The sequence below is a fragment of the Acidovorax sp. sif0632 genome, from assembly GCF_019218805.1.
Taxonomy (GTDB): Bacteria; Pseudomonadota; Gammaproteobacteria; order Burkholderiales; family Burkholderiaceae_C; genus Acidovorax; species Acidovorax facilis.
Genome location: NZ_JAHUWW010000001.1, coordinates 1,072,298 through 1,098,722, shown reverse-complemented (window position 1 = coordinate 1,098,722; position 26,425 = coordinate 1,072,298). Strand labels below are relative to the sequence as shown.

Annotated in this window: 22 protein-coding genes and 1 riboswitch; of the genes, 6 read left to right on the top strand and 16 right to left on the bottom strand. The window is 62.3% G+C overall.

Features of this window, described 5'->3' with window-relative positions:
- Positions 1–7 precede the first annotated feature (7 nt).
- From KW832_RS04925 to KW832_RS04880, 10 genes are all read right to left on the bottom strand, one after another.
- On the bottom strand, positions 8–3,034 hold the full coding sequence (locus tag KW832_RS04925; RefSeq protein WP_218298486.1) for a type I restriction endonuclease subunit R: 3,027 nt from the start codon (positions 3,032–3,034) through the stop codon (positions 8–10).
- On the bottom strand, positions 3,031–3,657 hold the full coding sequence (locus KW832_RS04920) for a TIGR02646 family protein (protein WP_218298487.1): 627 nt from the start codon (positions 3,655–3,657) through the stop codon (positions 3,031–3,033). Before KW832_RS04920 ends, KW832_RS04925 begins: the two co-directional genes overlap by 4 nt.
- Entirely contained in the window at positions 3,658–5,073 is a 1,416-nt protein-coding gene (locus KW832_RS04915; protein ID WP_218298488.1) for an AAA family ATPase, read from the bottom strand.
- Positions 5,070–6,308 (bottom strand): restriction endonuclease subunit S, encoded by a 1,239-nt coding sequence (locus KW832_RS04910; protein ID WP_218298489.1) that lies wholly within the window; start codon positions 6,306–6,308, stop codon positions 5,070–5,072. Before KW832_RS04910 ends, KW832_RS04915 begins: the two co-directional genes overlap by 4 nt.
- Positions 6,305–8,434, bottom strand: a complete 2,130-nt coding sequence (locus KW832_RS04905) for a class I SAM-dependent DNA methyltransferase (protein ID WP_218298490.1) — start codon at positions 8,432–8,434, stop codon at positions 6,305–6,307. The genes KW832_RS04910 and KW832_RS04905 overlap by 4 nt, the downstream gene beginning before the upstream one ends.
- A gap of 163 nt (positions 8,435–8,597) precedes the next feature.
- Positions 8,598–10,292: an ATP-binding protein gene (locus KW832_RS04900; protein ID WP_255577531.1), complete on the bottom strand. Its 1,695-nt coding sequence runs from the start codon at positions 10,290–10,292 to the stop codon at positions 8,598–8,600.
- Positions 10,258–10,464, bottom strand: coding sequence for a helix-turn-helix domain-containing protein (locus KW832_RS04895; protein ID WP_218298491.1), 207 nt, complete (start codon positions 10,462–10,464; stop codon positions 10,258–10,260). The genes KW832_RS04900 and KW832_RS04895 overlap by 35 nt, the downstream gene beginning before the upstream one ends.
- A gap of 729 nt (positions 10,465–11,193) precedes the next feature.
- Positions 11,194–11,403 carry a hypothetical protein gene (locus KW832_RS04890; RefSeq protein WP_218298492.1) on the bottom strand — a complete coding sequence of 70 codons (210 nt, stop codon included), beginning with the start codon at positions 11,401–11,403 and terminating at the stop codon, positions 11,194–11,196.
- A gap of 204 nt (positions 11,404–11,607) precedes the next feature.
- Positions 11,608–11,949 (bottom strand): DUF1090 family protein, encoded by a 342-nt coding sequence (locus tag KW832_RS04885; protein WP_218298493.1) that lies wholly within the window; start codon positions 11,947–11,949, stop codon positions 11,608–11,610.
- A 166-nt stretch (positions 11,950–12,115) separates the two neighbouring features.
- Positions 12,116–12,994, bottom strand: a complete 879-nt coding sequence (locus KW832_RS04880; RefSeq protein ID WP_218298494.1) for a DUF6279 family lipoprotein — start codon at positions 12,992–12,994, stop codon at positions 12,116–12,118.
- A 48-nt stretch (positions 12,995–13,042) separates the two neighbouring features.
- Here KW832_RS04880 and KW832_RS04875 point away from each other — a divergent pair, with 48 nt between their 5' ends.
- Entirely contained in the window at positions 13,043–13,306 is a 264-nt protein-coding gene (locus KW832_RS04875) for a hypothetical protein (RefSeq protein ID WP_218298495.1), read from the top strand.
- Between the two features lie 25 nt (positions 13,307–13,331).
- Here the strand turns inward: KW832_RS04875 and KW832_RS04870 are convergent, their stop codons facing one another.
- The gene (locus KW832_RS04870; RefSeq protein WP_055401611.1) at positions 13,332–13,547 is read right to left on the bottom strand and encodes a hypothetical protein; all 216 of its coding nucleotides are present in this window, start codon (positions 13,545–13,547) and stop codon (positions 13,332–13,334) included.
- An 80-nt stretch (positions 13,548–13,627) separates the two neighbouring features.
- On the bottom strand, positions 13,628–14,593 hold the full coding sequence (locus tag KW832_RS04865; RefSeq protein ID WP_218298496.1) for a LysR family transcriptional regulator: 966 nt from the start codon (positions 14,591–14,593) through the stop codon (positions 13,628–13,630).
- A 175-nt stretch (positions 14,594–14,768) separates the two neighbouring features.
- On the opposite strand from KW832_RS04865, the gene KW832_RS04860 reads away from it, so the two are divergent.
- The 3 genes from KW832_RS04860 (at position 14,769) to KW832_RS04850 (ending at position 19,468) form a co-directional block, all read left to right on the top strand.
- On the top strand, positions 14,769–15,965 hold the full coding sequence (locus KW832_RS04860; RefSeq protein WP_218298497.1) for an acyl-CoA dehydrogenase: 1,197 nt from the start codon (positions 14,769–14,771) through the stop codon (positions 15,963–15,965).
- Positions 15,966–16,202: 237 nt separating this feature from the next.
- The gene (locus tag KW832_RS04855; protein ID WP_218298498.1) at positions 16,203–17,477 is read left to right on the top strand and encodes a CaiB/BaiF CoA-transferase family protein; all 1,275 of its coding nucleotides are present in this window, start codon (positions 16,203–16,205) and stop codon (positions 17,475–17,477) included.
- Between the two features lie 389 nt (positions 17,478–17,866).
- Positions 17,867–19,468: a methyl-accepting chemotaxis protein gene (locus tag KW832_RS04850; protein WP_218298499.1), complete on the top strand. Its 1,602-nt coding sequence runs from the start codon at positions 17,867–17,869 to the stop codon at positions 19,466–19,468.
- A 260-nt stretch (positions 19,469–19,728) separates the two neighbouring features.
- Here the strand turns inward: KW832_RS04850 and KW832_RS04845 are convergent, their stop codons facing one another.
- The 4 genes from KW832_RS04845 to KW832_RS04830 form a co-directional block, all read right to left on the bottom strand.
- Positions 19,729–20,277 (bottom strand): 6,7-dimethyl-8-ribityllumazine synthase, encoded by a 549-nt coding sequence (locus KW832_RS04845; RefSeq protein ID WP_121419297.1) that lies wholly within the window; start codon positions 20,275–20,277, stop codon positions 19,729–19,731.
- 316 nt (positions 20,278–20,593) lie between these two features.
- Positions 20,594–20,764: riboswitch (FMN riboswitch) on the bottom strand.
- A 182-nt stretch (positions 20,765–20,946) separates the two neighbouring features.
- Complete coding sequence (locus tag KW832_RS04840; RefSeq protein WP_218298500.1) at positions 20,947–21,633, bottom strand: acyloxyacyl hydrolase; 687 nt, start codon at positions 21,631–21,633, stop codon at positions 20,947–20,949.
- A 141-nt stretch (positions 21,634–21,774) separates the two neighbouring features.
- Complete coding sequence (locus tag KW832_RS04835; protein ID WP_218298501.1) at positions 21,775–22,260, bottom strand: hypothetical protein; 486 nt, start codon at positions 22,258–22,260, stop codon at positions 21,775–21,777.
- Positions 22,261–22,375: 115 nt separating this feature from the next.
- A complete protein-coding gene (locus tag KW832_RS04830) occupies positions 22,376–23,350 on the bottom strand; it encodes a LysR family transcriptional regulator (RefSeq protein ID WP_218298502.1) in 975 nt (324 codons plus the stop codon).
- Positions 23,351–23,507: 157 nt separating this feature from the next.
- Between KW832_RS04830 and KW832_RS04825 the strand changes: the two genes are divergently transcribed.
- Together KW832_RS04825 and KW832_RS04820 are read left to right on the top strand one after the other, a co-directional pair.
- Positions 23,508–24,527 (top strand): TRAP transporter substrate-binding protein, encoded by a 1,020-nt coding sequence (locus tag KW832_RS04825; protein WP_218298503.1) that lies wholly within the window; start codon positions 23,508–23,510, stop codon positions 24,525–24,527.
- Positions 24,528–24,597: 70 nt separating this feature from the next.
- Positions 24,598–26,379: an IlvD/Edd family dehydratase gene (locus KW832_RS04820; RefSeq protein WP_218298504.1), complete on the top strand. Its 1,782-nt coding sequence runs from the start codon at positions 24,598–24,600 to the stop codon at positions 26,377–26,379.
- The last annotated feature ends 46 nt before the right edge of the window (positions 26,380–26,425 follow it).

Below are 26,425 nucleotides of genomic sequence, written 5' to 3'. Positions count from 1 at the left end.
AGGCCCACTACCGGCCCGCCTTCTTCGCAGCGGAAAGCCGATCGTAGACCTGACTACCAAGCCATTTTGAGACCAATTCCTGCATCTCAGGCTTGCCCATGTAGCCGGTGAAGAGCTCTTCGTTCAATTCCATGCGCTCGATGAAGAGGGACTCAAGCACCTGCCTGAACACTAGTTGGAACTTGTCGAGGGAGTTAACCTCGGCGGCCTTCCGCAGGGCTTCACTCTGGCTGGCCGCCTCGGCGATCTGATCAAAGAACAGCTGATCCGCTTCGTTGAGTTCACCACCGAAACGGTGGTTGATGATGTCGATCAGACGCGACAACGAAACATGCTCCTCACGCACCATGCCCGACCCTACCTCGCGCGGCCCGTCTAGTGCCTTGGCATAACCGTCGTTGAGGCTAATCGAGCCTTCACTGATCTTCTGCAACCGGTAGTAGTCGAGCTCGACCTCCTCATCGAACTGATAGCCAGGCCCACTCTTGCGCTTGGGCAGCTTCAACGCGAGGTGGCGCAGGTACGTGAACAGCTTCTCCAAGTCGCTATCCTGATAGGGGATCACTTGACTCAGGAAGCTGTACAGATTGCGGAAGGCCTGCAGCTTGCCGCGCCACAGCTCGGCTTCCTCCTCAACCGTTTTCTGCAATTGCACGAAACGCGCAACGGCCTGATCCAGAATCGCGTTCATCGTCCTGTGGTCGCCGGGACTCTGGCGGCGTTTGGGCGCGAAGAACACGCGGGCGAACTCGGTCACCTCGGTCTGAAGGTATATACCCGAAGCGTCCAACTCAGCCTTGACTTCGTAGAGCTTGTCGGGATCGACCTGCTCGCCCATGACCGAGCCTTCGTAGTACTGCCGGAATGCCTCCTGGATTTCGCCTGGCTCATTGACAAAGTCGAGCACAAACGTGTCGTCCTTCAACGGGTGCGTTCGATTCAGGCGTGACAGGGTCTGCACGGCTTGAATACCCGCCAGGCGCTTGTCCACGTACATCGTGTGCAGCAATGGCTGGTCGAACCCGGTCTGATATTTCTCGGCTACGAGCAGCACGCGGAATTCAGGCTTGGCGAAGGTGTCGGGCAGCTCCTTTTCCTTGAGGCCATCATTCATCTCGACTTCGGTGTAAGACTTCTCCGGGCTCTGGTCATCTTCCACCGTTCCCGAGAACGCCACCAAGCTCTTGATCGGGTAACCCTTCTCTTGGATATATCGGTCGAACTCCTGCTTGTAACGCACCGCTTCCAGCCGCGATCCTGTGACCACCATGGCCTTGGCGTGTCCACCGATCTTGTGGCGGGTGAAGTGCTGAAAGTGCTCCACCATTACTTCGGTCTTCTGGCCGATGTTGTGCGGATGCAGGCGCATGAAGCGAGCCAGTGCTTTGGCAGCCTTTTTGCGCTCAACGTTGGGGTCGTCTTCGGCCTTTTTGATCAGCTTGTAGTAGGTCTTGTAAGTGACATAACTCTTGAGGACGTCCTCGATGAAGCCTTCCTCGATCGCCTGACGCATGGTGTAGCGGTGGAAGGGTTCACCGTTGCGGCCGAAGGTCGCCAGCGTCTTGTGCTTGGGCGTGGCAGTGAAAGCAAAGAAGCTGATGTTTGGCTGCTTGCCACGCTTGGACATGGAACGAAACAGGCGCTCCAGCTCGACTTCGCCTTCCTCTTCGGCCATCTCCTGCGCCTTCTTGCGCAACTCGGCGCCACCCAGCACACCTTTCAACTCCGTGGCCGTCTCGCCCGATTGCGAGCTGTGCGCCTCGTCAATGATCACCGCGTACTTGCGCATGGGCAGATGGCTCTTGCTGCCTTCGCCACGCTCCTCACTGAGCTTGGCCAGTTGCCCGGACACGAACGGAAATTTCTGCAGCGTGGTGATGATGATCGGCACACCGGCTTCCAGCGCTTCGGCGAGCTGGCGCGAGTCCTCGTCGATCTTCTGCACCACGCCCTGGCGGTGGTCAAACTGGTAGATGGTGTTCTGCAACTGGCGGTCGAGCACCACGCGGTCGGTGATGACCACCACACTGTCGAACAGTCGCTCGTCGCGCTCGTTGTGTAGGCTGGACAGGCGGTGCGCCAGCCAGGCAATCGTGTTGCTCTTGCCGCTGCCGGCCGAGTGTTCGACCAAGTAGTTATGCCCCACGCCCTCGCTGGCAGCAGCCGCCACCATCCGGCGCACGGCCTGCAACTGGTGGTAACGCGGAAAGATCAGGCTTTCCTTCCGCACCTTCTTGCCGTCATCAGTGGTCTTTTCTTCCACGTCGAGATGCAGGAAGCGGGCGAGCAGGTCGAGCAGGCTGTCGCGCTGTAGCACCTCTTCCCACAGGTAGGCCGTCTTGTAATTGCGTCCTTGCGCGTCGGGCGGGTTGCCAGCGCCGCCGTCCATGCCCCGGTTGAAGGGCAAGAAATAGGTGGATGAACCCGCCAGCCGGGTGGCCATGTGGGCCTCTTCGGTGTCCACCGCGAAATGCACCAAGGTGCGCTTGGTGAACACGAAGATGGGTTCGCGCGGGTCGCGATCGTGGCGATACTGGTGGATGGCATTGGCCGCCGTCTGGCCGCTCAAGGGGTTCTTGAGTTCCAGCGTCACCACTGGGATGCCATTGACCGACAGCCCCACGTCCAGCGACTTTTCAGACTTCGGGCTGAAGTGCAACTGACGGGTCAGCCCCAGCCGATTGGCCTGGTAGCGCGCCTCCAGTTCCGGATTGAGGCCGTGGGCTGGGCGAAAGAAGGCTACCCGCAGCGTGCGGCCGAAACATTTGAAACCGTGGCGCAGCGTGGCTAGGGCGCCATAGGTATCCAGCCACTTGCACAGCGATTCCAGCACGCGCACACCGGTCTGCTCACCGTGTAAGGCTTCCAGTTTCTCCCATACCTTGCACTGGGTGGATTGGATGAAGGCCAGCGCCTCATCCGGGAAAATCGCCCGCTCGCGATCGAAGCCCTTGGCGTCGATCCGCGTGTAGCCCTCGCCCAGCAAGACCGCCTCGATGGCGGTTTCGAATGCGGCTTCACTTGTGCGCTTCATGCTGGCAACCTCTTCAGCTTCTTCAGCAGGTAATGGGCAACGATTTGCGAGAAGGGCGGAAGCTCAGAATCCAGAGAACCATCCCACTTCGGAAGCTCCTTCGCGTGATCAAGCTTGGCGTTGCCGAGGCCCTGGAGAAAACCGGTTAGCGCAGATTTTCGGTTCTCTTTCAGCCGGTTCCAGTTGAGATTAAGGACTCCGTTGATCGCTATTCTCACCGCCTCATCGTCAGATGTGATCTCTCCATTACCCAAGAAGCGAATCTTGCGCTCGATCGGGTGGGCTGGATCACAGACACTGAAACATAGATCGCTATTGCCCTTTCGGGTATCACAGTATTGCCGGTCGATGGGCTGCCCCTCATTTCCTTTGCACACGCCGTGTAGATTGCGAAAGTCCAGTTGCCGCGCCGGGTAGTCGGCCTGGCATTGCCGGTGCTCGATCTTCATGTCCTCGGGGGTGGCGCGGATACGCGACTGACAGTAGCAGCACAGGCCGCGCTGCTCGGCCACCAACGCCTGTCGCAAGGCCGCTTTGTCGCCGTAGTTGTCATAGTCAGCATGCGGCTGCTGGCGATGCTTGGTCAGGCTGGCGGGCTCCGGCCCCTTCTGGATGGTCCGCATTTACTCGGCGCCCTCCAGAAAGCGGATCAGCGAACTGGCCCGGGTCAGCTCTGGCTCGTCCTCGCCCAGCTGGTGTTCGAGGGCAGCAATGCTGGAGCGAGCTTCGTCGAAACGCTCCTGGTCGATCAGTTCGAAGAGGCTCTTCAGCTCACCCTCCACCTGCCGGTTTCGCACCGGCGCACCCATGAACTCCTGAAGGATGCGGTTGGCATCCATGCCATAGGCCTCAGTGGGCACAGCCACACTCACCTTGCCATCCACAAATTCGAGAAAGCGTACGCAGCGTGCAGGCACCTCGCCCAGCACCAGTGGCGAATGAGTGGTCACAACAAACTGGCAAGCCTTGAAGGTGTCGCGCAGACGTTGCAGGACATCGCGTTGCCACTTCGGATGCAGGTGCAGCTCGATCTCGTCGATCAGCACCAGCGCCTCACCTTCGGCTATTGGGTTTTCGAGACTAGGATTGGCGACAGCAAGACGGCGGGTGAGGTCAAAAACCAAAGCAATCAATCCTCGCTCGCCGTCGGATAATTGCTCCAAAAATAACTGCTTTCCCGCTTTTTTGTCGTTGATCTGCTCAGCTATCGTCGCTTCTTTCGTGACGGAGTAACGAGGTGGGTTTTCTTCATGAAACCAAAATTCCTTGATCTGGGGCATGAGGCTAGAAATCGCCTCTTGCAGTAGCTCCAGAATCCGCGAGCCGTGCTGCGAGTCTCTTCGGATCACACGAGACGAACCTATGGCGCGATGCCACTTGGCGAAGTCATTGAGGGATATCTCAAGCTGAGTCAGAGATTTTGCGAATGCTGCAGACTGCTTAAACGGGAGTTCCCCTTGAATCTTTGGCGGAAGCCTTGAGAGCAATCGATATGTTGAGTAATAGACAACCAGCGCTTGTGTCGGGCTGCTTTTTAGGTGGCGCTTTAGGCGCATCTCTGTTTCATGAGTGTCGGTAAAGAGCCAGTTCAGACGCTTCTCAAAATTTCCTTCTAATCGCTTGTCTATCCAAGTGATCTCGTTTTTTAGGTTTTTGTAATTAGGCGACCCCTTTTCCAGAAGAGCCAGATCTTTTTTCATCTGGGATTGCTTATTCCCAAGAGTCAGTTTTTCACCCTTATCAAGGCTTTCCTTGGATAGGAAGGTTATCAACGACGCAGCTCCCAAGCCACTGCTTTCCATTTCAATGATGCAGGTGGACTTGCCTTGCTGGATGTCGGCATCAAGTACCGGCAAAGGTTTTTCTTTTGAAACTGAATATTCTGGCAAGGAGTAGGAATACGCTATCGCAACAGCCTGCAGGATGGTTGATTTGCCGACACCATTGACGCCTGCAACCACGGTCATGTGCTCGTCAAAATCAATGTCAAGCCGATCAAAACCTCGGAAGCTGGTCAATCCTAAACTTTTCAATTTCATGAAGCCATTTCCTCCAGCGGGATCTGACCGGTAACCGCGGCAGTGATCAGAGCGGCACGGCGTTCTGAGATTAAGGACAACGAAGAAGAAACTGCCCCTGTCATGGACTGGGATCGCGCTTCTGCGCGACGAAGGTAGTTCATGATCTCCCTCTGTTCAGTAAGCGGCGGCAATGGCGTCATCCAATCCAAAACATGGCCCTGCGAAACCTTGACCATCGAGCCACTTGAACCCCTTGCATCACGGCGAATCTGAACGCGCGCTGCTGCAGTAGTCAGGAAAGAAGTCAGATAATCAGGAAGAATTTCCTCCTCTTTGACCCGAAGCCTGTAGATAAGATCGGGGAGTAAGAGATTTGGCTCATCCTCTGGCACATATGCGACGTCCGCCACAAGCTCTGGCGTATTGCCACGAGTGATGAGCACATCACCTTTGCGAAGCGCAAGTAGTTGCTCATCATCATCCACCCCTCGAAGCGCCTTATTCTCTTCTCGATTGAAGCGACCTTTTGAAACGGCGCTTAGCTTCAATACACCCAACTCGTCTGGCCCTGCCGGCGTGTTGGCTGCGATTGGTGAGCTGCCTTGATCCAGCCAGGCAGTAACAAACTTAATGCGCCGAACTTCCCAATGCGCCGGAATCTCACCCAGCCATTCTTGGCCCGAGGGTTTTAGCGGGGCGTTGGGGTCGAGGCCGCGGGTGACGACGCGGCTGATGAGGGCGGTGCGCTTTTCTTCTAGCAGCGCCAGCATACGTTCCTTCTCGGCAATCAACCCGTCGATGCGAGCGGTTTCGCGGTCGAGGTAATTGGCGATGGCTTCCTGCTCTGGCTCAGGGGGAACAGGAATTGAGAGGTTTTCGATGACCTCCACGCTGATCCCAGGTTGGGCTGCAGATTGGGAGTACTGATTCAAATTCATCGACCGCAACACTTCGCCGAGCCAGCGAACCACGTAGTCGCGGCGCGCACTCACAACGACAGCGTGCTCGGACGCCCAGAACTTGCCGGACGCATAGTTGATGTTGCCGCAAAGCGCGCCTTGGCGACCGATGAGGGGGTACCTTCCGTCGTGGGTATAGCTCGACGTGTAACCACGAACGCCGTTTCCGCCGAAGACCGGATATTCGCCAACGTCTGAAATATCGTCAGACGTAATGCCGTCTCCGCTTTGCAGTGAGGCCACGTACTTCAGCTTCTGAATTGTCCAGTGACCTGGATATTGACCAGTGCTCACTCCGCCACCTCCCGCAGCAACTCCAGAATCCGCTGTTCGACGCCGGCCAGCTCCGCATCTATCTCCTGCAGCGAGCGCGGCGGCTGGTACAAGAAGAACACTCGGTTGAAGTTGATCTCGTAGCCCACCTTGCCGATACCGCCATCCTGCTCGTCGAGTGTCTCGCGGTCGATCCAAGCATCTGGCACGTAGGGACGCACCTCGCGCAGGAAGTAGCTGACGATGTCCTCTTTCAGTGGGATGTTCTCAGCATCCTTGAGCCCCGGGTCGGACTCGTACTCAACGAAGCCTTTCTTACCATCTCCATTCAGACCGAGCAGGACATACAGGTCCGGCGTGGTGAGGTCGGCGGGCAGGGTCTGTGCAGGGAAGTAGCGGGCCTCCCCCAAAGGGTCTGTCTTGTGATGTTTGGCGATCACTGGCGCTGCATCGGGGTCCACGGTGGTAAAGCAATCACGGAAGATTTTCTTCTGCGCGGTGCCGTTGGCGCCCTTGGCCCAACCTTCCATGTCGTCGGGCAGGATCTTGAACACCTGCTGCACGGTGGCCCAGACCCGGTTCCAGTCCAGCAGTGGTTCGGCGCCAAGTTCGTCCTGTACCGCTTGCAGGGCGTCGAACAGCTCGGGGCAGGTATTGAGGAAACGTTCCCGGGCTTGGTCGGTAATCTGGAAACGCAGGCGCAGCGGGCGCAGCACGGTGATGCGGCGATAGCCGAAGTCCGGGTTGTCAAACACGCGGCTGGTTTGACTGTTCTCCAGTGCCCCGTGTTCGCGGGTGATGGCATCCAGCGCGGCCTGGTCGAGGTAGCGGCGCTTGTCGCCCAGGCTGCGCTTCATCGGCGTGTAGCGCTCGCGGGCGTCGATGAGCTGGATCATGCCCTTGCGATGCTCGGCCTTGCGGTTGGTGACCACCCAGATGAAGGTGCCAATGCCCGTGTTGTAGAACATCTGCTCAGGCAGGGCCACGATGGCTTCGAGCTGGTCCCGCTCGATGATCCAGCGGCGGATTTCGCTCTCGCCACTGCCTGCGCCGCCGGTGAACAGCGGCGAGCCGTTGAAGACGACGGCGGTGCGCGAGCCAGGGTTGTCACGGTCGCCCGCCTTGTAGTCCTGGAATTTGCTCATCATGTGGAGCAGGAACAGCAGGGCACCGTCGTTGATACGCGGCAGCTTGCCGCTATAGCCGCAGAAGTTGGGCCAGCGGTCGATGATCTTCTTCTCCGCTTTCCAGTCCACGCCAAAGGGCGGGTTAGCCAGTAGGTAGTCGAAGCGGTGATCGGGAAACGGGTCGTCGGTGAGGGTGTTGCCCAGCACCACTTGGCCATCCTTGTGGCCTTTGATCAAGAGGTCGGAGGCGGCCACTGCGTAAGAGCGTGGGTTGTAGTCCTGCCCAAAGACCTTGACCGTGGCTTGATCGTTGTGGGCGCGAATCCAGTTCTGCGCCTCGGCCAGCATGCCGCCGGTACCGCAGGCAGGGTCGCAGATGGTGACGATGACCCCGGCTTGCGTGAGCACGCTGGTGTCAGGCTCCAGCAGCAGGTTGACCATCAGCTGAATGACTTCGCGCGGGGTGAAGTGATCGCCAGCGGTTTCGTTGGCCGCTTCGTTGAAGCGCCGGATCAAGTCTTCGAAGACCAGTCCCATGGTGATGTTGTCGACGCGCTTGGGGTGCAGGTCAATCTCGGCGAACTGCGCCACCACCTGGTAAAGGCGGTTGGACTCTTCGAGCTTCTCGATCTCCTTGTCGAACTCGAAGCGCTCGAAGATCTTGCGGATGTTCTCGGAGAAGCCGGCGATATAGTCGGCCAGGTGGCGGCCTATGTTGTCGGGATCGCCCTTGAGCTTGGGAAAGTCGAGCTGGCTGTGGTTGTGAAAGCCCAGAGGCGTGCCGTCCTCATCCTTGGCCAGGTTGTTGAGGATGGCGTCGATGTTCGGGATGTTCTTGGCCTTGAGTTCCTCGTAGCGCTTGAGCACAGCGTCCTTGCTCGGTGCCAACACGGCATCGAAGCGGCGCAGCACCGTGAGCGGCAGCATCACGCGCTCGTACTGCGGCGGGCGATAGGGTCCTCGCAGCAAATCGGCGACGGACCAGATGAAACTGGCGAGTTGTTGGAAGTTGGCGCTCATGGGTGCGTCCTGGAATACGAGAGGTTCTGCTTTTCCGTTATCGACCATGCCGCACCGGCTGCGGTCGATATAAGGCTTTGATTTATTTGGCATGCGCGGGCGTATCGCCCATTTCCTATCGCCCGGCTATTGCCGATAAGACGCAGCTTGTCCGATAACCCACTCATGACACCGCCCAGTAGCGCCGCCAGCGCTTGTTGCCCTCAAAGCGCACGGCGCCGCGCTCAATCAAGTCTTCCAGCGCGCGCTTCACCTGCTTGGTGTGAATTTCGCCGCCAACGCGCTGGTGGATTTCGCTGATGGCGGATTCTGGGTAGCGCTGCAGGTCTTCCAGCACCAGCGCCGCCAAGCGGTGCGGCTCAATGCGCTTGAGGGTGGTCTCGCCGGTGAACTTCAGACTGCGTAGCAGGCCAGGATCAACAAAATAGCGTGTGGCCTGAGTGCGCCCGGCACTCTGTACCAAGTGCCAGTCGAGCAATCGTTTGAACCAGGGCTGCAGGGCCTCGACGCTGGGCAGCTCCAGGGTGTCGGCAAGTTCACGGGCGGTGAGTGCGTCATGTTGGGCCAGCAGCCCCAGCGCGATACGTTCGCGCTGAGTGAGTTGGTATGTCTGATCCGCCTTGGCGATGAAGTCGATGACTTCGGGCTTGAGGATGCGGCGACGCACGGTGACCTGCACGCGGTCGTGGGTTTCGATCAACTCCGGCATCGGGCGTCCTTGCGAGAGCAGCACTTCGAAAATCTTGTCAAAGCCGCTGCCTTCGCGCTCCATCAGCTTCAGGTCGTGGAACAGGCGGGCCAAGTGCTCATTGCGTCGCACCGTGGTGTGCAGCACGTTTTGCGGTGTGACGCCCAGCGGCAGTGGGCCGGGGTTTACCATTTCCAACCGGTCGGGATACAGGTTCAGAAAAATGTCGCCACGCTGGGTGTAGGGGCGATGTACCAACGCGTTGACCAGGAGCTCGCGCACCACGATTTCATCGAAAGCAGGCACGTTTTGGCGATACAGGCCATCGGGCAGTTCGTAGCGCTCACGGAAGTCAGGCACCTCCAGCCAGACCGCCTCGATCAGCTCCATCGGGGTCTGGGTGTGGTCGTCCCACACCAGCTTGTTGACCTTCTGCCAATGCTCGTCGTACTTGATGAACTGGATGACCGGTGCCGTGGTCAGTTGGGCGCGATGATGCTGACGACCAAGGCAGAGCACGCCCAAGTTGGTGAGGGTCTGCCCTTGCGCGAGCTGATAGTGATCAAGCAATTCGTTGTCGGATTTTTCCTTGACCGAAGCCTTGACCCGGTCGGATGCACGCAAGGCAGTCAGCAGCTTGTCACGCTTGGTGGCATCCACCTCACTGCGCGGAATTTGCAGAGTGGTCTGCGTTTCCCAAGGCAGTGCGGCACGCTCACTGGCCAGCCGCATCACGTCATCGCCGGTGACGGGCTTGCTTTGGTCTGCCACGCGCAAGAAGTAACGGCCGTCGGTGGTGGACGCCACGGCCATGGCGCGCGGAATGCGCAGTTCGATGTACTGGCCTCCATTCGGTGCAGTGACGACATCAGGCAGTACGGTTATGTTGACGGTACGCTCGGCCAACTTGCGCCGCAGTGTGTCGGGCAAGTCTGACGGGATGTGTTGGTCGGCCGCAGGTGCGTGTTGGCCGTCCTCGATGCCCAAAAGCAGACGACCGCCCGTTGCATTGGCAAAAGCAATGCAATCCTTGGCGATTTCGTTCCAGTCTGCCGTCTTGCCGGTCACTGCCCGCAAGGACTTCTGGTCGAGGAGTTGGCCTTCCAGGCTCACGCGACACCTTCCCCCACCGAATTCATTTTTGTTCGCTCCCGTTTTCCGTGTCGTCATCAGCACCGCCAGCGCGCACCCATTCATCGACCTCGGAGAGCTGGAATTTCCACAGCCGCCCGATCTTGTGCGCGGGCAAACCCTTGCGCTCACGCCAGCGGTAAACGGTGTCCTTCACCACGCCCAGATGCCGGGCGACATCGATGGCAGTGACCCACGGTTCGGAGTTCATAGCATTGGCGCTCACAGAGGCATCAAAGTCGTTTTAAATCGTCTTCAGTCTAACAGAGGGTTGTGGTGGTAGCCACCTTGAAATGGCCGAGATTAGCGGTGTGTCGATTAGTATGAATGATCACGCCGCACTAGACTGCGGCAGTTATCCGTAGAGCGGCCCAGGTTCATCCCGTGGGGCCGCGCGAGGGCCGCATTAGGGCCGGCTTTGCCAGCTATCTCGGCGCCCCCTCGCTGCGAAGAATTTCTATTTCCAGTGCTCCTGAAACGTCAAGCCTAGGCCGCTCCATCCAGTCGGCAATGTCGGGGCGGGTGAGCTTTTTCACCCCATCCGAGACCACCGATAGAATCACAAGAGGTCAGGACGAGTCACAACGTTTGATCCGTACCACAGCAAGAAGCATCAAAAAATGATGGTATTTTTGAAGGTACTTTTTTAAAAAGAATATCAAAAACGTAGATTTCATGCGGCCTGCTGGCTAATTTGTGATTCCGGCCCCGGTCCGTAAGAGCGCAGGCTCTTGCGGACTTTTTTCTTGCGCCTTTGACATCCGCACCTTAGCTGCCCATACCCGCCCAGACCTATCCATCCCATCCGCAACGGGTGGGGGCATATCTGGGGGTACATTTTCAAAAAAGGGGGGCAGATTGATACGTTCCCGGTGCCCACAGCCGGTACCTCGGCGATTCCGATCGCCTTGGCATGGCAGATGCCATCGCCGTACCCCGCTCAATTCTTGAGAACCACCCCCAGCGCAGCGAGCTTTTCCGCATACGAATCCCTGCGCTTCGCTGCTTTGGCTGCCGTATCAACAGCCGCCTGAATGGCTTTTGGGCCCTTGGCGCCGACAGCCTTGATGAGGCCGTGCTTGTGGGCGGCGTCAGCCTGCGCCCTTTTGTAAGTGGCGATCAGCTCGGCATGGGCAACAGGTTGATTCACAGGGGCTTCCATCTTCTAAAGTGCCATTTTCAGCGCGTTACTTTGGGGTGGTCTGCGAGGCTACAGTCACCGGCACACAGAGCCCAACTAGCCCCACACCCCGGGTTCATTTTTACGGCTGCCATCTGGCGTGGAAATCTCTCAACCCGCAGCGTGACGCCGAGTCTGCGTCCCCTGGCGCGGCTCCTGCAGTCCATTCACCGTCTAGCGATTTGCTTCGCTTTTCAACTTGCGCAATTGCTCTTCGGCAGCTTCAAGCTCTGCCCTGAGCGCTCGGACTTCCTTCTCCAGCCTTTCAATATTCGCCGTGTGGCCCTGATCAACCGCGAGCGGCTGACAGCTCGATTGCAGCGCCGGCAGTTGGTCCGCCAGTTGCCTACGTAGCAGCATCTGCCCCTTGGATCGCGCGACTTCCATGCGTTTTTCGACGTCCGCCTTTTCTGCAGTGCACGACGTGTGGTTGTCCACCGGATTCGCAGGCTGAGCGATAGCGAAACCTGCCACGGTTATCGCGATGACCAAAGTGCAATAGCCGCTGAAACGCATACAAGTAAGTACCTGAGGGAATGGGGGCTGAGCATGACAGCAATTGGCGCAGGCGGCCTCGATGCCACATGCGGGACATGGTCGGGCGTCACAGGCGGCCCTGAGCGGCTTCAGGGGCAACGCGGCCTTTTGTTCATCTCTTGTTCGTATTTCTACCTTCCAACACTCACTGCGCCGCCAGCACCAGAAAGTCCTGCTCATACCCCTTTACCGACTGCACTGCCTTCAACCGCTGCGCAGCCGTCATCGCGTTGTGCACGTTAGAGAAGCCTTCGCAGCCCTCTTCCACCAGCGCCTGCGCATAACGCTGGTAGGCCGCGTCGGGCGATGTTTGAAAACGTGCGAGGTAGCCGCGCAGCAGGCTCCGGGCCTGGTCGGTGTTGGTGCGGTCTTCGGCGATTTTCTGCAGCACCTGCACCAGGTCTTTCTGGCGGCGCAGGCGTTCGGCATAGGTGCGCTGTGGGTCAAACGACGACTGGGCGATGAAGGTGCGCAGTGCGGATTTTTGCGGTTCGTCCAAGGCGCCGTAGAAGCCTTCGGCGCGGGACAAGAGCTGCTTGAAGCGCTGCTCTCGCAGCTTGTCGGGCGTGATATCTACCCATTCCTTCTTCCAGTCGGCGTTGCTGTCGGCCTGCTTCTTTTGCAGGTTGCGGATCTGGGTGTCGGTGAGCTGGGCGGCCAGCCAGGCCAGTTTGGGTTCGGCCTGGGCGATGACCTTGTCGATCTGGGTGCGCACTGCGTCGTAGGTGCGGCAGGCCTGGCCGGGCGATATGGCGGATGGCAGTTGTTGCTGTACCTTTTGCAGCAGCTCGGCATGCCGGGGCAGCATGGTGTCACGGTGCCACTGGTGCAGGTCGCCCAGTTCGTCGCGCACGCGCTCGGTCTGGGTTTCTGACAGGCCGAGGTAGCTGTTCAGCTGCCAGTAGGCCAGGTGCGGCACCTGGTTGTAGGCCAGCTTGACAGTGCTGCAGCCTTGCAACAGCAGACCACATGCCGCCAGGGTGGCAGCACACAGTGCTTTGCGAATCAGGGACGGTGCGCGCACAGAAGCTCCTCGTGAAGAAAGGAAAGCGAAAGAGGCAGGATAGGGCCAATGCTGCACGGCGAAATTTGCGGGCTGCAATACCCCGCCAACTGCGCGAGGATTGCCGACAGCCCCGACACTGTGGAGCAGTGCGGCAGGACCTTGCCATCGGTGGCGCTCTGCGGCGCCGTGGGGCTAGTGTGGTGTTGCATGCTTGACGGCACATTGAAAACCGATGGATTTTTTGGCCAGGGCAAGGCGCAAACCACAGCGATACCCGTAGGTATCGCGCGGATTTGCAACGCAGCCCTGGTCGAAAAGACGCGGTTTTAAGTGCCGGATAGCGTGCAACATCACACTAGTTGTCTTGTCGGCGAATCAGTTGCCGACCGCTGGGCGTAATGGCCAGTTCGCCGCCGGAGCCTTTGGTGATGAAGCCCCATTCGAGCAGGCGGCCAGACACGTGGTCCTTGAGCGCATGGGGCAACGTAATGACTTGGCCCATTTCGAGTTGTTTGAGGGTCTCGATCTCGTCCACGGTGGGGTCGAAATGCGGGGCATGGTAGGTGGTCATGGGGTCACTCCCGGATCGGTATGTGCAGACAGACTCCAGCGCCACCAGATTAGTTCAGCCCCTGGGCGGATGCAAGCGCGTCATCCCTTGCCGTCTGCCCCGACGACCGGCGGCACTCCGCCTGCCGCCGCTGCCATGCCCTGCAGCCACCGTGCAAACGCCCCCAACACCGGCGGCTGGGCTTGCGCGGGGCTGATGAGGTAGTAGGCACGCTCGCCACGCAGCGGTCGGTTGCAGGCCACCACCAGCTCGCCGCTGGCCAGTTCGGCCTCGATCAACAAAGGCGGCATCAGCGCCACGCCCATGCCATGCGTGGCGGCCACGGCCAGCATGGAGAACAGCTCGTAGCGCGGGCCATCCAGCGCATGCGGGGCATCCACACCCATCGCATCAAACCACTGGCGCCAGCCATAGGGGCGTGTGCTTTGCTGCAGCAGCGGCAGCTCGGCCAGCGCCTCGGCAGCGATCGGCTGGTGGGCGCGGCCGCGGCCCCGGGGCGCGGCGGATTCGAGCAGGCGGGGGCAACACACGGGCACCACGTCTTCGTGCATGAGCAGCAGGGCCTGCACGCCGGGCCAGTTGGCGACCTGCTCGGGGGTGCCTGCATACAAGGCGGCATCGAAGGTGGTGTCGGCAAACAGAAAAGGCCGCGTTTGCGTGTCGATGTGCACCACGATGTCCGGATGCTCCTGCGCCAGCAGCGGCAGGCGTGGGATGAGCCAGCGCGTGGCAAAGGTGGGCACTGCGGCCAGCGACAGAGTGCCACCCTCGCCCTGGTGAGCCATCACGTCCAGCGTGTCGCGCTCCAGGCCCTGCAGCCAGCGCGCCACCTGGCGGCCGTAGTGGGCACCCGCAGGCGTCAGCACCACGCCGTGGCGCGTGCGGCGAAACAGTGCCACGCCCAAAAACTCTTCCAGCGCCTGGATCTGGCGCGACACCGCGCTTTGGGTGAGCGACAACTCCTGCGCGGCGCGGGTGTAGCTCTCGTGTCGGGCTGCGACTTCAAAACAGGCCAGGGCCTGGGTCGATGGGATGTTGCGGCGCATGATGAAGAGGAACTTTTAACGAGGTTATCTCACCTGCAACCTCTAGACGCGAGTATTCCATACATTCCAACAACGCATATCTGGATGAAAAGAACTCGCTTGCGGGCTGGCACACCAGGGCCTACGATGCGCTTCAGACCCGTTTCTTTCACCTTCTTTCCGACCGGAGACACACATGGCCCACGCCGCTTTTCAATGGGATGACCCGTTCCTTCTGAACCAGCAACTGACCGACGACGAGCGCGCCATCCGCGACGCCGCCGCAGCGTATTGCCAGGACAAGCTGGCACCCCGCGTGCTGGATGCCTTCCGCCACGAAAAGATGGACGTGAGTATCTTCCGCGAGATGGGCGAAGTGGGCCTGCTCGGCCCCACCATCCCCGAGCAGTACGGCGGCCCCGGCCTGAGCTACGTGGCCTATGGCCTGATCGCCCGCGAAGTGGAGCGCGTGGATTCGGGCTACCGCTCGATGGCCAGCGTGCAGTCGTCGCTGGTGATGGTGCCCATTCATGAATTCGGCACCGAAGCGCAGAAGCAGAAGTACCTGCCCAAGCTCGCCAGCGGCGAGTGGATCGGCTGCTTTGGCCTGACTGAGCCCGACCACGGCTCCGACCCCGGCAGCATGGCCACGCGCGCCTACAAGGTGGACGGCGGCTACAAGCTCAAGGGCAGCAAGATGTGGATCACCAACAGCCCCGTGGCCGACGTGTTCGTGGTCTGGGCCAAGGAAGTCTCCGAAGGCGGCGCCGTGGGTCCCATCCGCGGCTTCGTGCTCGAAAAGGGCATGAAGGGCCTGACGGCCCCCGCCATCCACGGCAAGGTGGGCCTGCGCGCCTCCATCACCGGCGAGATCGTGATGGACGATGTGTTCGTGCCCGAAGAAAACGCCTTCCCTGAAGTGCAAGGTCTGAAGGGCCCCTTCACCTGTCTGAACAGCGCACGCTACGGTATTGCCTGGGGCGCGCTGGGTGCGGCCGAGTTCTGCTGGCACACCGCCCGCCAGTACACGCTGGACCGCAAACAGTTCGGCCGCCCCCTGGCTGCCAACCAGCTCATCCAGAAGAAGCTGGCCGACATGCAGACCGAGATCGCCATCGGCCTGCAGGCCTGCCTGCAGTTCGGCCGCATGAAGGACGCGGGCACGGCCAGCGTGGAAGGCACCTCCATCATCAAGCGCAACAGCTGCGGCAAGGCGCTGGACATTGCCCGCCTGGCGCGCGACATGATGGGCGGCAACGGCATCAGCGACGAGTTTGGCGTGGCCCGCCACCTGGTAAACCTGGAGGTGGTGAACACTTACGAAGGCACGCACGATGTGCACGCGTTGATTCTGGGCCGTGCGCAGACGGGCATTGCGGCGTTTGCCAACTGAGGCCCGGCCTCCCCTCCATCCAATGCGGTGGTGAGAACTCCCCTCTCCCCTCGCGGGAGAGGGGCCGGGGGAGAGGGGGTAGTGGCGTGCGCTGTGCCTGTTCGCCCCCTCTCCCCCACCCTCTCCCGCGAGGGGAGAGGGAGTTAAAACGGGGCTCCTTTACACATGTTTCAAGCGTTTTAGGCCTCTAGCGCTTGATGGATAAGCGCTACCAGCTATCAAACTTATAGTACCTTCATGACCACATCCCCCTCCTCCCCAGGCGCCCTCGCGGGCATCAAGGTGCTCGACCTCTCCCGCGTGCTGGCCGGGCCGTGGTGCACTCAGGTGCTGGCCGACCTGGGCGCGGATGTGGTCAAGGTGGAGCGCCCCGGCGTGGGCGACGACACGCGCCAGTGGGGCCCGCCCTTTTTGAAAGACGCGGACGGCAACGACACCAATCAGGCCAGCTACTACACCGCCTGCAACCGCAACAAGCGCTCGGTGACCATCGACATGGCCTCGCCCGACGGCCAAGCGCTGATCCGGCAGATGGCGCAAGAGGCCGACATCGTGGTGGAGAACTTCAAGGTCGGCGGCCTCAAGCAATATGGCCTGGACCATGAGAGCCTGCGCGCACTCAACCCGCGCCTCATCTACTGCTCCGTCACCGGCTTCGGGCAAGACGGGCCTTATGCCGAGCGCGCGGGCTACGACCTGATGGTGCAAGCCATGACGGGCCTGATGAGCATCACCGGCCAGGCCGACAGCCAGCCCGGCGGCGGCCCCATGCGCGTAGGCGTGGCCGTGATCGACCTGTTCACCGGCCTGTATGCCAGCAACGCCATCCTGGCCGCGCTGCATGTACGCGACAACGCCACCAATGGCACGGGCCAGGGCCAGCACATCGACATGGCGCTGCTCGACGTGGGCATGGCCGTGCTGGCCAACCAGGCCTCGGGCTTCCTTGCCACCGGCAAGGCGCCCGGCCGCATGGGCAACAGCCACCCGAGCTTGGCGCCCTACCAGGACTTCCCCACGCAGGACGGCAACATGCTGCTGGCCATTGGCAACGACGGCCAGTTCCAGCGCTTTTGCGCCGCAGCCGAGCAGCCCCAGTGGGCCAGCGACCCGCGCTATGCCACCAACACGCTGCGCGTGCAAAACCGCACCGACCTGATCCCCGCCATGGAGGCCGTGACCCGCACGCGCACCACGGCCGACTGGATCACACTGCTGGAAGACAAGGCCGTGCCCTGCGGCCCCATCAACACCATCGCCCAGGCGTTTGACGACGCGCAGGTGCAGGCCCGTGGCCTGGCCGTGACGCTGCCGCGCTGGAAGGACGGCGAGGCCGCCACCGACAACGTGTTGCAGATCACCGGCGTGGCCAGCCCGCTGCGCCTGTCGGCCACGCCGCCCGTGCTGCGCAACGCGCCACCCGCGCTGGGCCAGCACACGGATGAAGTGCTGGGCGAGCTGGGGCTGGACTCGGCGCGCATTGCGGCGCTGCGGGCCAGCGGGGTTTTGTAGCCAGACCCACGCGGCACCGGGCTGCGCAACGCACACGCCATTGAACAGCCTTGCCCTGACTGGCAAGGCTTTTTTGTCTGCGCCATCTGAATCAAATCAGGCTCTAGCGCTTATTCAATAATCGCTAACAGCTATTAATTTGATAACAAATCTTGGTGCTCTCCGCGCCTACATGTGTTCGCACCTTGGTAAAAAAGACATGTACAAAAATTTACACACCTCTCCATAATGGCAGCGGGAATCTCTCCGGCGCGGCGCACAGCACGCGCCGGTTGACCGAGACGAGAGGCGCAGTGGGACAACCGCCGCAACGTACGGAGAAGTCCGGCTGGGCCGCATGCACTTTGCCCCGCCCCAGCGGCGAATCGTGGACCCCACAGGAGTTCCCCATGAAGCTCAGCCTCAAGCTCCCCCTGGCCTTTACCGTGTCGCTGCTTTTGCTGTTTGCGGCGGCGCTGTTTGGCATCAGCCGCCTGAACCAGGCGCTCGACACCTACCAGACCACCGTGGCCCAGAGTTTTGAGCACGAGCGCATGGCGGCGGACATGCTCAACAACTTCAAGGTGCAGGTGCAGGAGTGGAAGAACGTGCTATTGCGCGGCAAGGACCCGGCCCAGCTCACGCGCTACTGGGCCGCATTTGAAAAGCAGGAAAAGGCCATCAAGGACGAGGCGCAAAAGCTCGTGGTCGCCCTGCCCCCCGGCGAAGGCCGTGAACGCGTGCAGCAATTTGCCCAGGCCCACGAGCGCATGGGCGCGGCCTATCGCAAGGGGTTTGAGGCCTTCAAGGCCGCCGACCACGACCCGCAGGCGGGCGACAAGGCCGTGGCGGGCATGGACCGCGAGCCCTCGCAGCTGCTGGACCAGGCCGGTGGCCTGATCGCCAAGGCCAGCAGCGAAGTGGCCGAGCGCGCCGCCAAAGCAGCGCAGCGCGCCACCACCATCAGCCTGGTGGTGATGCTGGTGGTGTGCGCCCTGGGCATTGCGGGCGCCATTGCCTTCAGCCGCACCGTAGTGAACCCGCTGGACAACGCGGTGCGCGTGTCGCAGGCCGTGGCCAGCGGCGACCTCACCGTGGCACGGCAAGTGCAGGGCAAGGACGAAATCGCCCTGCTGCTGAATGCCCTGCACGACATGCAGATCAGCCTGTCGCACGTGGTGAGCAATGTGCGCAACAACGCCGACAGCGTGGCCGCCGCCAGTACCGAAATCGCACAGGGCAACAACGACCTGAGCGCCCGCACCGAGCAGCAGGCCAGCGCGCTGGAAGAAACCTCGGCGTCGATGGAGGAGTTGAGCTCCACCGTGCAGGCCAATGCCGAAAACGCGCGCACCGCCAACCAGCTGGCCGTGAGCGCCAGCACCGTGGCCGTGCAGGGCGGTGATGTGGTGGCCGAGGTGGTGACCACCATGAAGGGCATCAACGACAGCAGCAAGAAGATTGCCGACATCATCAGCGTGATCGACGGCATCGCCTTCCAGACCAACATCCTCGCGCTGAACGCCGCCGTGGAAGCAGCCCGCGCGGGCGAGCAGGGCCGGGGCTTTGCGGTGGTTGCCAGCGAGGTGCGCAACCTGGCCCAGCGCAGCGCAGACGCCGCCAAGGAGATCAAGACCCTGATCCACGCCAGCGTGGAGCGCGTAGAGCTGGGCACCACGCTGGTAGACAAGGCGGGCGCCACGATGAGCGAGGTGGTCAGCGCCATCCGCCGTGTGACGGACATCGTGGGCGAGATCAGCGCCGCGAGCAGTGAGCAAAGTGCAGGCGTGGCCCAGGTGGGGGACGCCATCACCGAAATGGACCAGGCCACGCAGCAGAACGCGGCGCTGGTCGAACAGAGCGCGGCAGCTGCCGACAGCCTGAAGGTGCAGGCGCAGCAGCTGGTGCAGGCGGTGGCGGTGTTCCGACTGGCGGACACCGAAGCCAGCGCCCCCACGCGCGCCCACTTGCCAGTGCCCGGGCAACACCAGCCCCGTCTGGCCGCTGGCTGACGCGGCGCAGAAATTTCAGGCCAAATTGGCCTCTAGGGATGACCTGCATAACTCCCTGCGGTCTGTGATAGCGCGGCCTCGGGCGGTTCGCTGCGTTGCTTTTCTTGCCAATAGCCCGGCTATTGGCTGCCAAAAGACGCCTTGCGCCCCATCCCGATCCGCACTACCACCGACTCTCGAGGGTTATGCAGGACATCCCTAGCGCTTTACCATCAAGCGCTAAAAGCTATCTAAAAGATAGCAATCTAAAAACCACCGACTCAGACTTCTGCCAGCACCGGCGAAGCCTGCTGCACGGAGGCCAACGTGGGCGAGGCGAGCTTGCGCAGGTAGGCCATGGTCTGCAGGCAGGCCTGGGCCACCTCGGTGCCCTTCTTCACGAAATGTTCGCGGAAGAAGCGCACATGGTCTTCGTGGTCGTGAAAGTCGCGCGGCGTGAGCACGGCCGACATCACGGGCACCTCGGTGTCGAGCTGCACGCGCATCAGGCCGTCGATGACAGCGGTGGTGACGAACTCGTGGCGGTAGATGCCGCCGTTGACCACCAGCGCACAGGCCACGATGGCGTCGTAGCGCCCGCTGCGTGCGAGCTTGCGGGCCAGCAGCGGAATCTCAAACGCACCGGGCACATCGAACAGCGCCACCTGCGCGGGGGGCAGGCCGTGGCGGTCGAACTCGGCCAGGGCCGCGTCACGCGCCTGGTGCACGATGTCCTGGTGCCAGCTGGCACTGATGATGGCCACGCGGGCGCCACGGTGGGCGGCGACGGGGGCCAGGGGGGAAACGGAAGGTGAAGAAGACTGATTCATGGGTTCCTCAAAACAGGTCATACCAGAATCAGGGCGCGCGCGAACACGGCGCCTGCACAGGGCGGCGCAGGCCTCACGGCGCTTGCGAGCGGGCAATAAACACGCAGGCAAACGCCAAAGGCCCAGCCACCCATAGCGGGTGCTCTAGGGATGTCCTGCATAACTCCCTGCGGTCCGTGATAGCGCGGTCTCGGGCGGTCCGCTGCGTTGCTTTTCTTACCAATAGCCGCGCTATTGGCTGCAAAAAGTCGCCTTGCGGCCCATCCCGATCCGCACTACCACCGACTCGCGAGGGTTATGCAGGACATCCCAAGTTTCGCGATCTCTTTCATCCGGACTGTGACCGTCGGCTCTGGTTTCGCACCAGATCTGCTGACCCTGCGGGCCTGTTCCAAAGAACGGCACCACAGGCGCTCGCGGGCTCTTGTTGGCTTTTCAGCCCTCAAATACCGCCGGTGGGGAATTCCACCCCGCCCTGAGAACGCTGCCGGCCCTGGAGTGGATCCAGGGCCGGCAGGAGGATTCTAGGAGCTTGGTGGCGTTCGCGCCGTCGCCAAGGCGATTGGCCCCCTTCGCCGATCCCGTTCACCCGTTCTGGCTGAGCCTGCCCAAGCCAGGCGCGGCGCTTGAACGGCGCTCAGCGAACGGTTCAAGTTGATGGAAGCCGGATCATTCAAAAGACCGGCTGTAGCGTACCTGCACAAAGTCTTCGCCCGGGTTGGGCTTGCGGATGCCGCCGTTGGAAATGTGGCGCACGATCAGCATCAGTTCGTGCTGGCGGCGGGCGCCAAAGTTGAAGCCCACGCCCTGGTGGTCGGCAAAGTTGAAACGGGTGCTGAAGGCCTTGTGCCGGGTGGCGTAGTGCCCGTCCAGCGCCGACAGGCCGATGCCGCCTTCCATGAACCAGGCGGACTGCCCGCCGTCGAATCGCCAACGCAGTGTCGGCACCACCGCCAGCTGCGTCCAGTGGCGGCGCCCGCCCGGCACGGCGGTGCCGGGCGGCACGCGCCAGTGCGCGATGTGGGTATCCCAGTGCCCCGTAAGTTCGCCGCCCAAAAAATCACGGCGCCAGGCCCAGGGCCATTGCACACCCACCGAGGCCAGCCCGACGTCGCTGGCCGCGCGCGCGCCGTCGATGAAGATGCGGCGCGGCTCGGGGGTAGCGGAGACCGCAAGCTCCTGGGCCCGGACGGAGGGCTGCGGCGCGCCAGCCCCCTGCTGCGCCAGGGCCAGCAGGGGCAACAGCGCGCAGCAGGCCAGCAGGGCGGCTCCAGCACAGCCGGCTCGCGGTGGTGGCGGGAACAAGCCCTCGGACGGGGAAGGCAATGGCAGCAAGGGTTGAAATGAGGAACGCACGGCAGGACTCCGACGGGCCACTGGGCCATGCCCTCCAATCTACCCAAACGCCGCCCTGCGCGCAGCACCTGGCAGCGCGCAGGGCTGCAAGAAACTCTTCGGTACCTTGTCGGGGGCGTGCAAAAGCGCTGGGCGCCGAGGTCAACGGGGCCGCGCAAAGCCCCCGTCCGCCCAGGCGGTGGCGCTGGCGGCCGTCAGGCGGAAGGTGGGCGGCGCAGGCACGCGGGCGATTTCCTGGCCCAGTGCATCTTCGGCGCTCAGCGTGGCCGTGGCGCCTTCCTCGTCGGGCACGATGGCCAGCGCCACGCGCAGGCGCTGGCCGTCGGCGGTCGTGATGTGAACGCTCTTGTTCAACTGCGCGTGCAGTTGCTGCTCATGGCGGCGCACCACCTCGCTCGCGGTCTTGACCAGGGTGTGGAAGGCCGACACATCGAGCGGCTTGGGGTTCTTCTTGTCGCGGCCCATGGTCCAGGGGCCCACCAGCGCGGGTTCGGACTCCCCCTTCAGTGTCATGGACACGGCCCAGCCATCGTCGTCTTCGTTCTTGATGACCTGCGCCGTCCAGCGCCCATCGCTCCAGCAGCGGGGTTCCTGGATGGTGTCGGGCGTGTCGGGTGCGTCGGTCATGGAGAAAAAGGTCTGGATGGCGGGAAAGGGCGCAGAGCATAACGGCAGGGCTTGGCGGCCTCAATTTCCAATAACCATTGGTTATCGAAAAACGCCATGCATAGCGCGGACCTCGCTACTCGCCCAAAGCGTCCGGCACCACGCCCGCCGTATCACGCAGCACGTCGATAAAGGCCTGTGCCGAGGGCGTGGGCGACTCGCCCAGCCGGGTGATGAGGCCATAGCTGGGCATGCGGTCGGGCAGCTCGACGGGGATGCGCGAAAGCAGCCCCCGGTCCACGTATTTCTGGATCAGCGCGGCGGGCTGAAGCGACATCATGTGCGTGGTGTTCATCAGCTCCAGCGCAAACAGGAAGGACGGCGTCTCCACCACCCCCGCCGTGAGCGCCAGGCCCGCGCTACCGAACAGGTCGTCCGACACCTTGCGCACGGCCGTGGAGGCGGGGTACAGAATCCACGGCCAGTGGGCCAGCTCGATCAGCGACAAGTCGGTGGCGCCGCGCAGCGGGTGGTGCTGCCCGCCCACCACATGCAGCGGCTCGGCGGACAGGTGCTCATAGTGGAACTGGCTGCGCTGGTCCTCGGTGGTGAACCGGCCGATCATCAGGTCGATCTTGCGCTCGGCCAGCCAGGCGATGAGCTGGTCGCTGCTCTGCTCCAGGATCTTGATGACCAGCAGGGGCCGCAGGCGCTGGATCTCCACCACCGAGGCCACCAGCACATGCGCGGCTGACCCGGTGATGGCGCCCACCGTCACATGGCCGTGGCCGCCCTGCTTGAGCGCATTCAACTCGTCCACAAACTTGCGCTGCCCATCGAGCGCCGCGCTGGCGTAGCGCAGCGTAAAAAGCCCCAACTCATTGGGCCGCATACCGCGCGAGAGGCGGTCGAACAGGCGCGCCTCCAGGATCTCCTCGATGTCCATCAGGATCTTGGTGGCCGCAGGCTGCGTGACGTGCATCTGCTCGGCCGTGAGCCGCAGGTTGCGCGTGCGGCCCAGGATGTCGAGAAACTGCAAATGCCGAAAGCGCAGCCGCGCGCAGGCCTGCGCCAAAGACAAGGGTTTACCCGGAAATTCGTCTGGACTCATAAGCGTTTGGAATGGATTGTCGCAAAACATTCAGTGGACCCGCCGGGGCGTGAAACCTAACCTTCGCTCTGCGTCGATAACGGCTGGCCCCAAAAAAGCCGCAGGCGCCAAAGGCCTCGCCAACGGGGTCCCGCCATTCCAACGGAGACAAGACACCATGCAATTCAAGACCCTCGCTAAATCCTTGGCGCTTGCTGCCACGCTGCTGGCCGCCTTTGCCGCCCCCGTCGCGGCCCAAGTCAAGGAACACACCTTCAAGGTCGGCATTGGCCTGAGCGACGACCACCCGCAGGCCCAGGCCGTGCGCCACTTTGCCGAGCGCCTGCAGGCCAAGAGCGGCGGCAAGATGAACGCCAAGCTGTTTGCCAGCGGTGCGCTGGGCAACGACGTGAGCATGACCTCGGCCCTGCGCGGCGGCACGCTGGAGATGACGATTCCGGATTCATCCACGCTGATGTCGCTGATCAAGCCCTTTGGCGTGCTGAACCTGCCGCTCACCTTCAACACCGAGGCCGAAGCCGACGCCTTGCTCGACGGCCCCTTCGGCCAGAAGCTGCTGGCCATGCTGCCCGACAAGGGCCTGATCGGCTTGGGCTTCTGGGAAAACGGCTTCCGCCATGTGACCAACTCGCGCCGACCTATCAACACGGCCGACGATCTGGCAGGCCTGAAGCTGCGCGTGATCCAGAGCCCCCTGTTCCTCGACACCTTCAACGCGCTGGGCACCAACGCCACGCCCATGCCGTTCACCGAGCTGTACACCGCCATGGAACAAAAGGCCGTCGACGGCCAGGAGAACCCGCCTGCCACCATCCTGGCCAGCAAGTTCTATGAGGTGCAAAAGCATCTGGTGCTGTCGCGCCACATGTACAGCGCGTGGGTGCTGCTCATCTCCAAGAAGACCTGGGACGGCCTTTCGGCCGACGAGAAGAAGATCGTGCAGGAGGCCGCGCGCGAGGCCACGCTGTTCGAACGCAAGACCATCCGTGCCTTCAGCGAAACCGCCCTGGGCGAGCTGAAGAAGGCCGGCATGCAGATCACCGAGCTGCCCGCCGCCGAGCAGGCCAAGCTGCGCACCAAGCTGCAGCCCGTGCTGGCCAAGTACGGCAAGGAGTTTGGTGAGGAAACCACCAGCGAAATGATGGGCGAGCTGGCGAAGGCGCGGGGCGGGAAGTAAGCGATTCGCCTCCCGGGGCGCAGCTGGTTGCAGCTGCGCCCCGCCCCTCCTTTTGCGACGCCCCGACCCCATGACCAAAACACCCCGCCGCCCCTTCCGCTCCCGCGACTGGTTTGCCGCCCCCGAGCGCTCGGACATGACCGCGATGTACCTCGAACGCTTCATGAACTACGGGCTCACGCCCGAGGAACTGCGCTCGGGCCGGCCCATCATCGGCATCGCGCAGACGGGCAGCGACCTGTCGCCCTGCAACCGCATCCACCTGGACCTGGCGCGCCGCGTGCGCGACGGCATCCGCGATGCGGGCGGCATTCCGATGGAGTTCCCTGTTCACCCCATCTTTGAAAACTGCCGCCGGCCCACGGCCGCACTGGACCGCAACCTGGCCTACCTGGGGCTGGTGGAGATCCTGTACGGCTACCCCATCGACGCGGTGGTGCTGACCACGGGCTGCGACAAGACCACGCCTGCTGGCGTCATGGCCGCGTCCACGGTGGACATTCCGGCCATCGTGCTCTCGGGCGGACCGATGCTCGATGGCTGGCACGAAGGGCAGCTGGTGGGCTCGGGCACCGTCATCTGGCGCAGCCGCCGCCAGCTCGCGGCGGGCGAGATTGATGAAGAAGAGTTTCTGCAGCGCGCCTGCAGCAGCGCACCGTCGGCGGGCCACTGCAACACCATGGGCACGGCCTCCACCATGAACGCAGTGGCAGAAGCCCTGGGCCTGTCGCTGCCCGGCTGCGCGGCCATTCCTGCACCGTACCGAGAACGCGGTCAGATGGCGTACGAAACCGGGCGGCGCATTGTTGATATGGCCTATGAAGACCTGCGCCCCTCGCGCATCCTGACGCGCGAGAGCTTCTTGAACGCGCTGTCGGTCATCAGTGTGGCCGGGGGCTCCAGCAATGCGCAGGTGCACGTGATGGCCATGGCGCGCCATGCAGGCGTGGTACTGGAGGCCCAGGACTGGACGGACCACGCCTACGACCTGCCCCTGCTGCTGAACATGCAGCCTGCAGGCCAGTTCCTGGGCGAACGGTTCTTTCGCGCGGGCGGTGTGCCTGCGCTGATGTGGGAGCTGCAGCAAGCGGGCCGCCTGCACAACGACTGCGCCAGCGTGACGGGCAAAACCATCGGCGACAACCTGCAGGGCCACGAAGCGCGCGACCGTGAAGTGATTCGCCCCTTCAACGCGCCGCTGATGGAAAAAGCTGGGTTCCTGGTGCTCGGCGGCAACCTGTTTGACTTCGGCATCATGAAAACCTCGGTGATATCGCCCGCGTTTCGCGAGCGCTACCTGAGCAAGCCGGGCCGCGAGGGCATCTTCGAAGCCCGTGCCGTGGTTTTTGAAGGCGCGGACGACTACCACGCACGCATCAACGACCCAGCGCTCGACATCGACGAGGGCTGCATCCTGGTCATGCGCGGCGCCGGGCCCATCGGCTGGCCGGGCTCGGCCGAGGTGGTCAACATGCAGCCGCCCGATGCGCTGATCCGGCGCGGCATCAACACGTTGCCCACGCTGGGCGACGGGCGCCAGTCGGGCACGGCAGACAGCCCTTCCATCCTCAACGCATCGCCCGAGAGCGCCGTGGGCGGGGGCCTGTCCTGGCTGCAAAGCGGCGACACCATCCGCACCGACCTCAACACCGGGCGCTGCGATGCGCTGGTCGCGCCCGAGGAAATCGCCCGCCGAAAGAGTGAACTGCCCGACCCACCCGTGCCCGCGAGCCAGTCCCCCTGGGAAGCGCTGTACCGCGAGAAGACGGGGCAGCTGGCCGATGGCGCGACGCTCGACTTCGCGCTGGCATTCCAGCGCATTTCCGAAAAGACACCACGCCACAACCACTGACAACGAGCGGGCGGGCCACCGGCGCCACCCCCGGATTTTTTCGAAG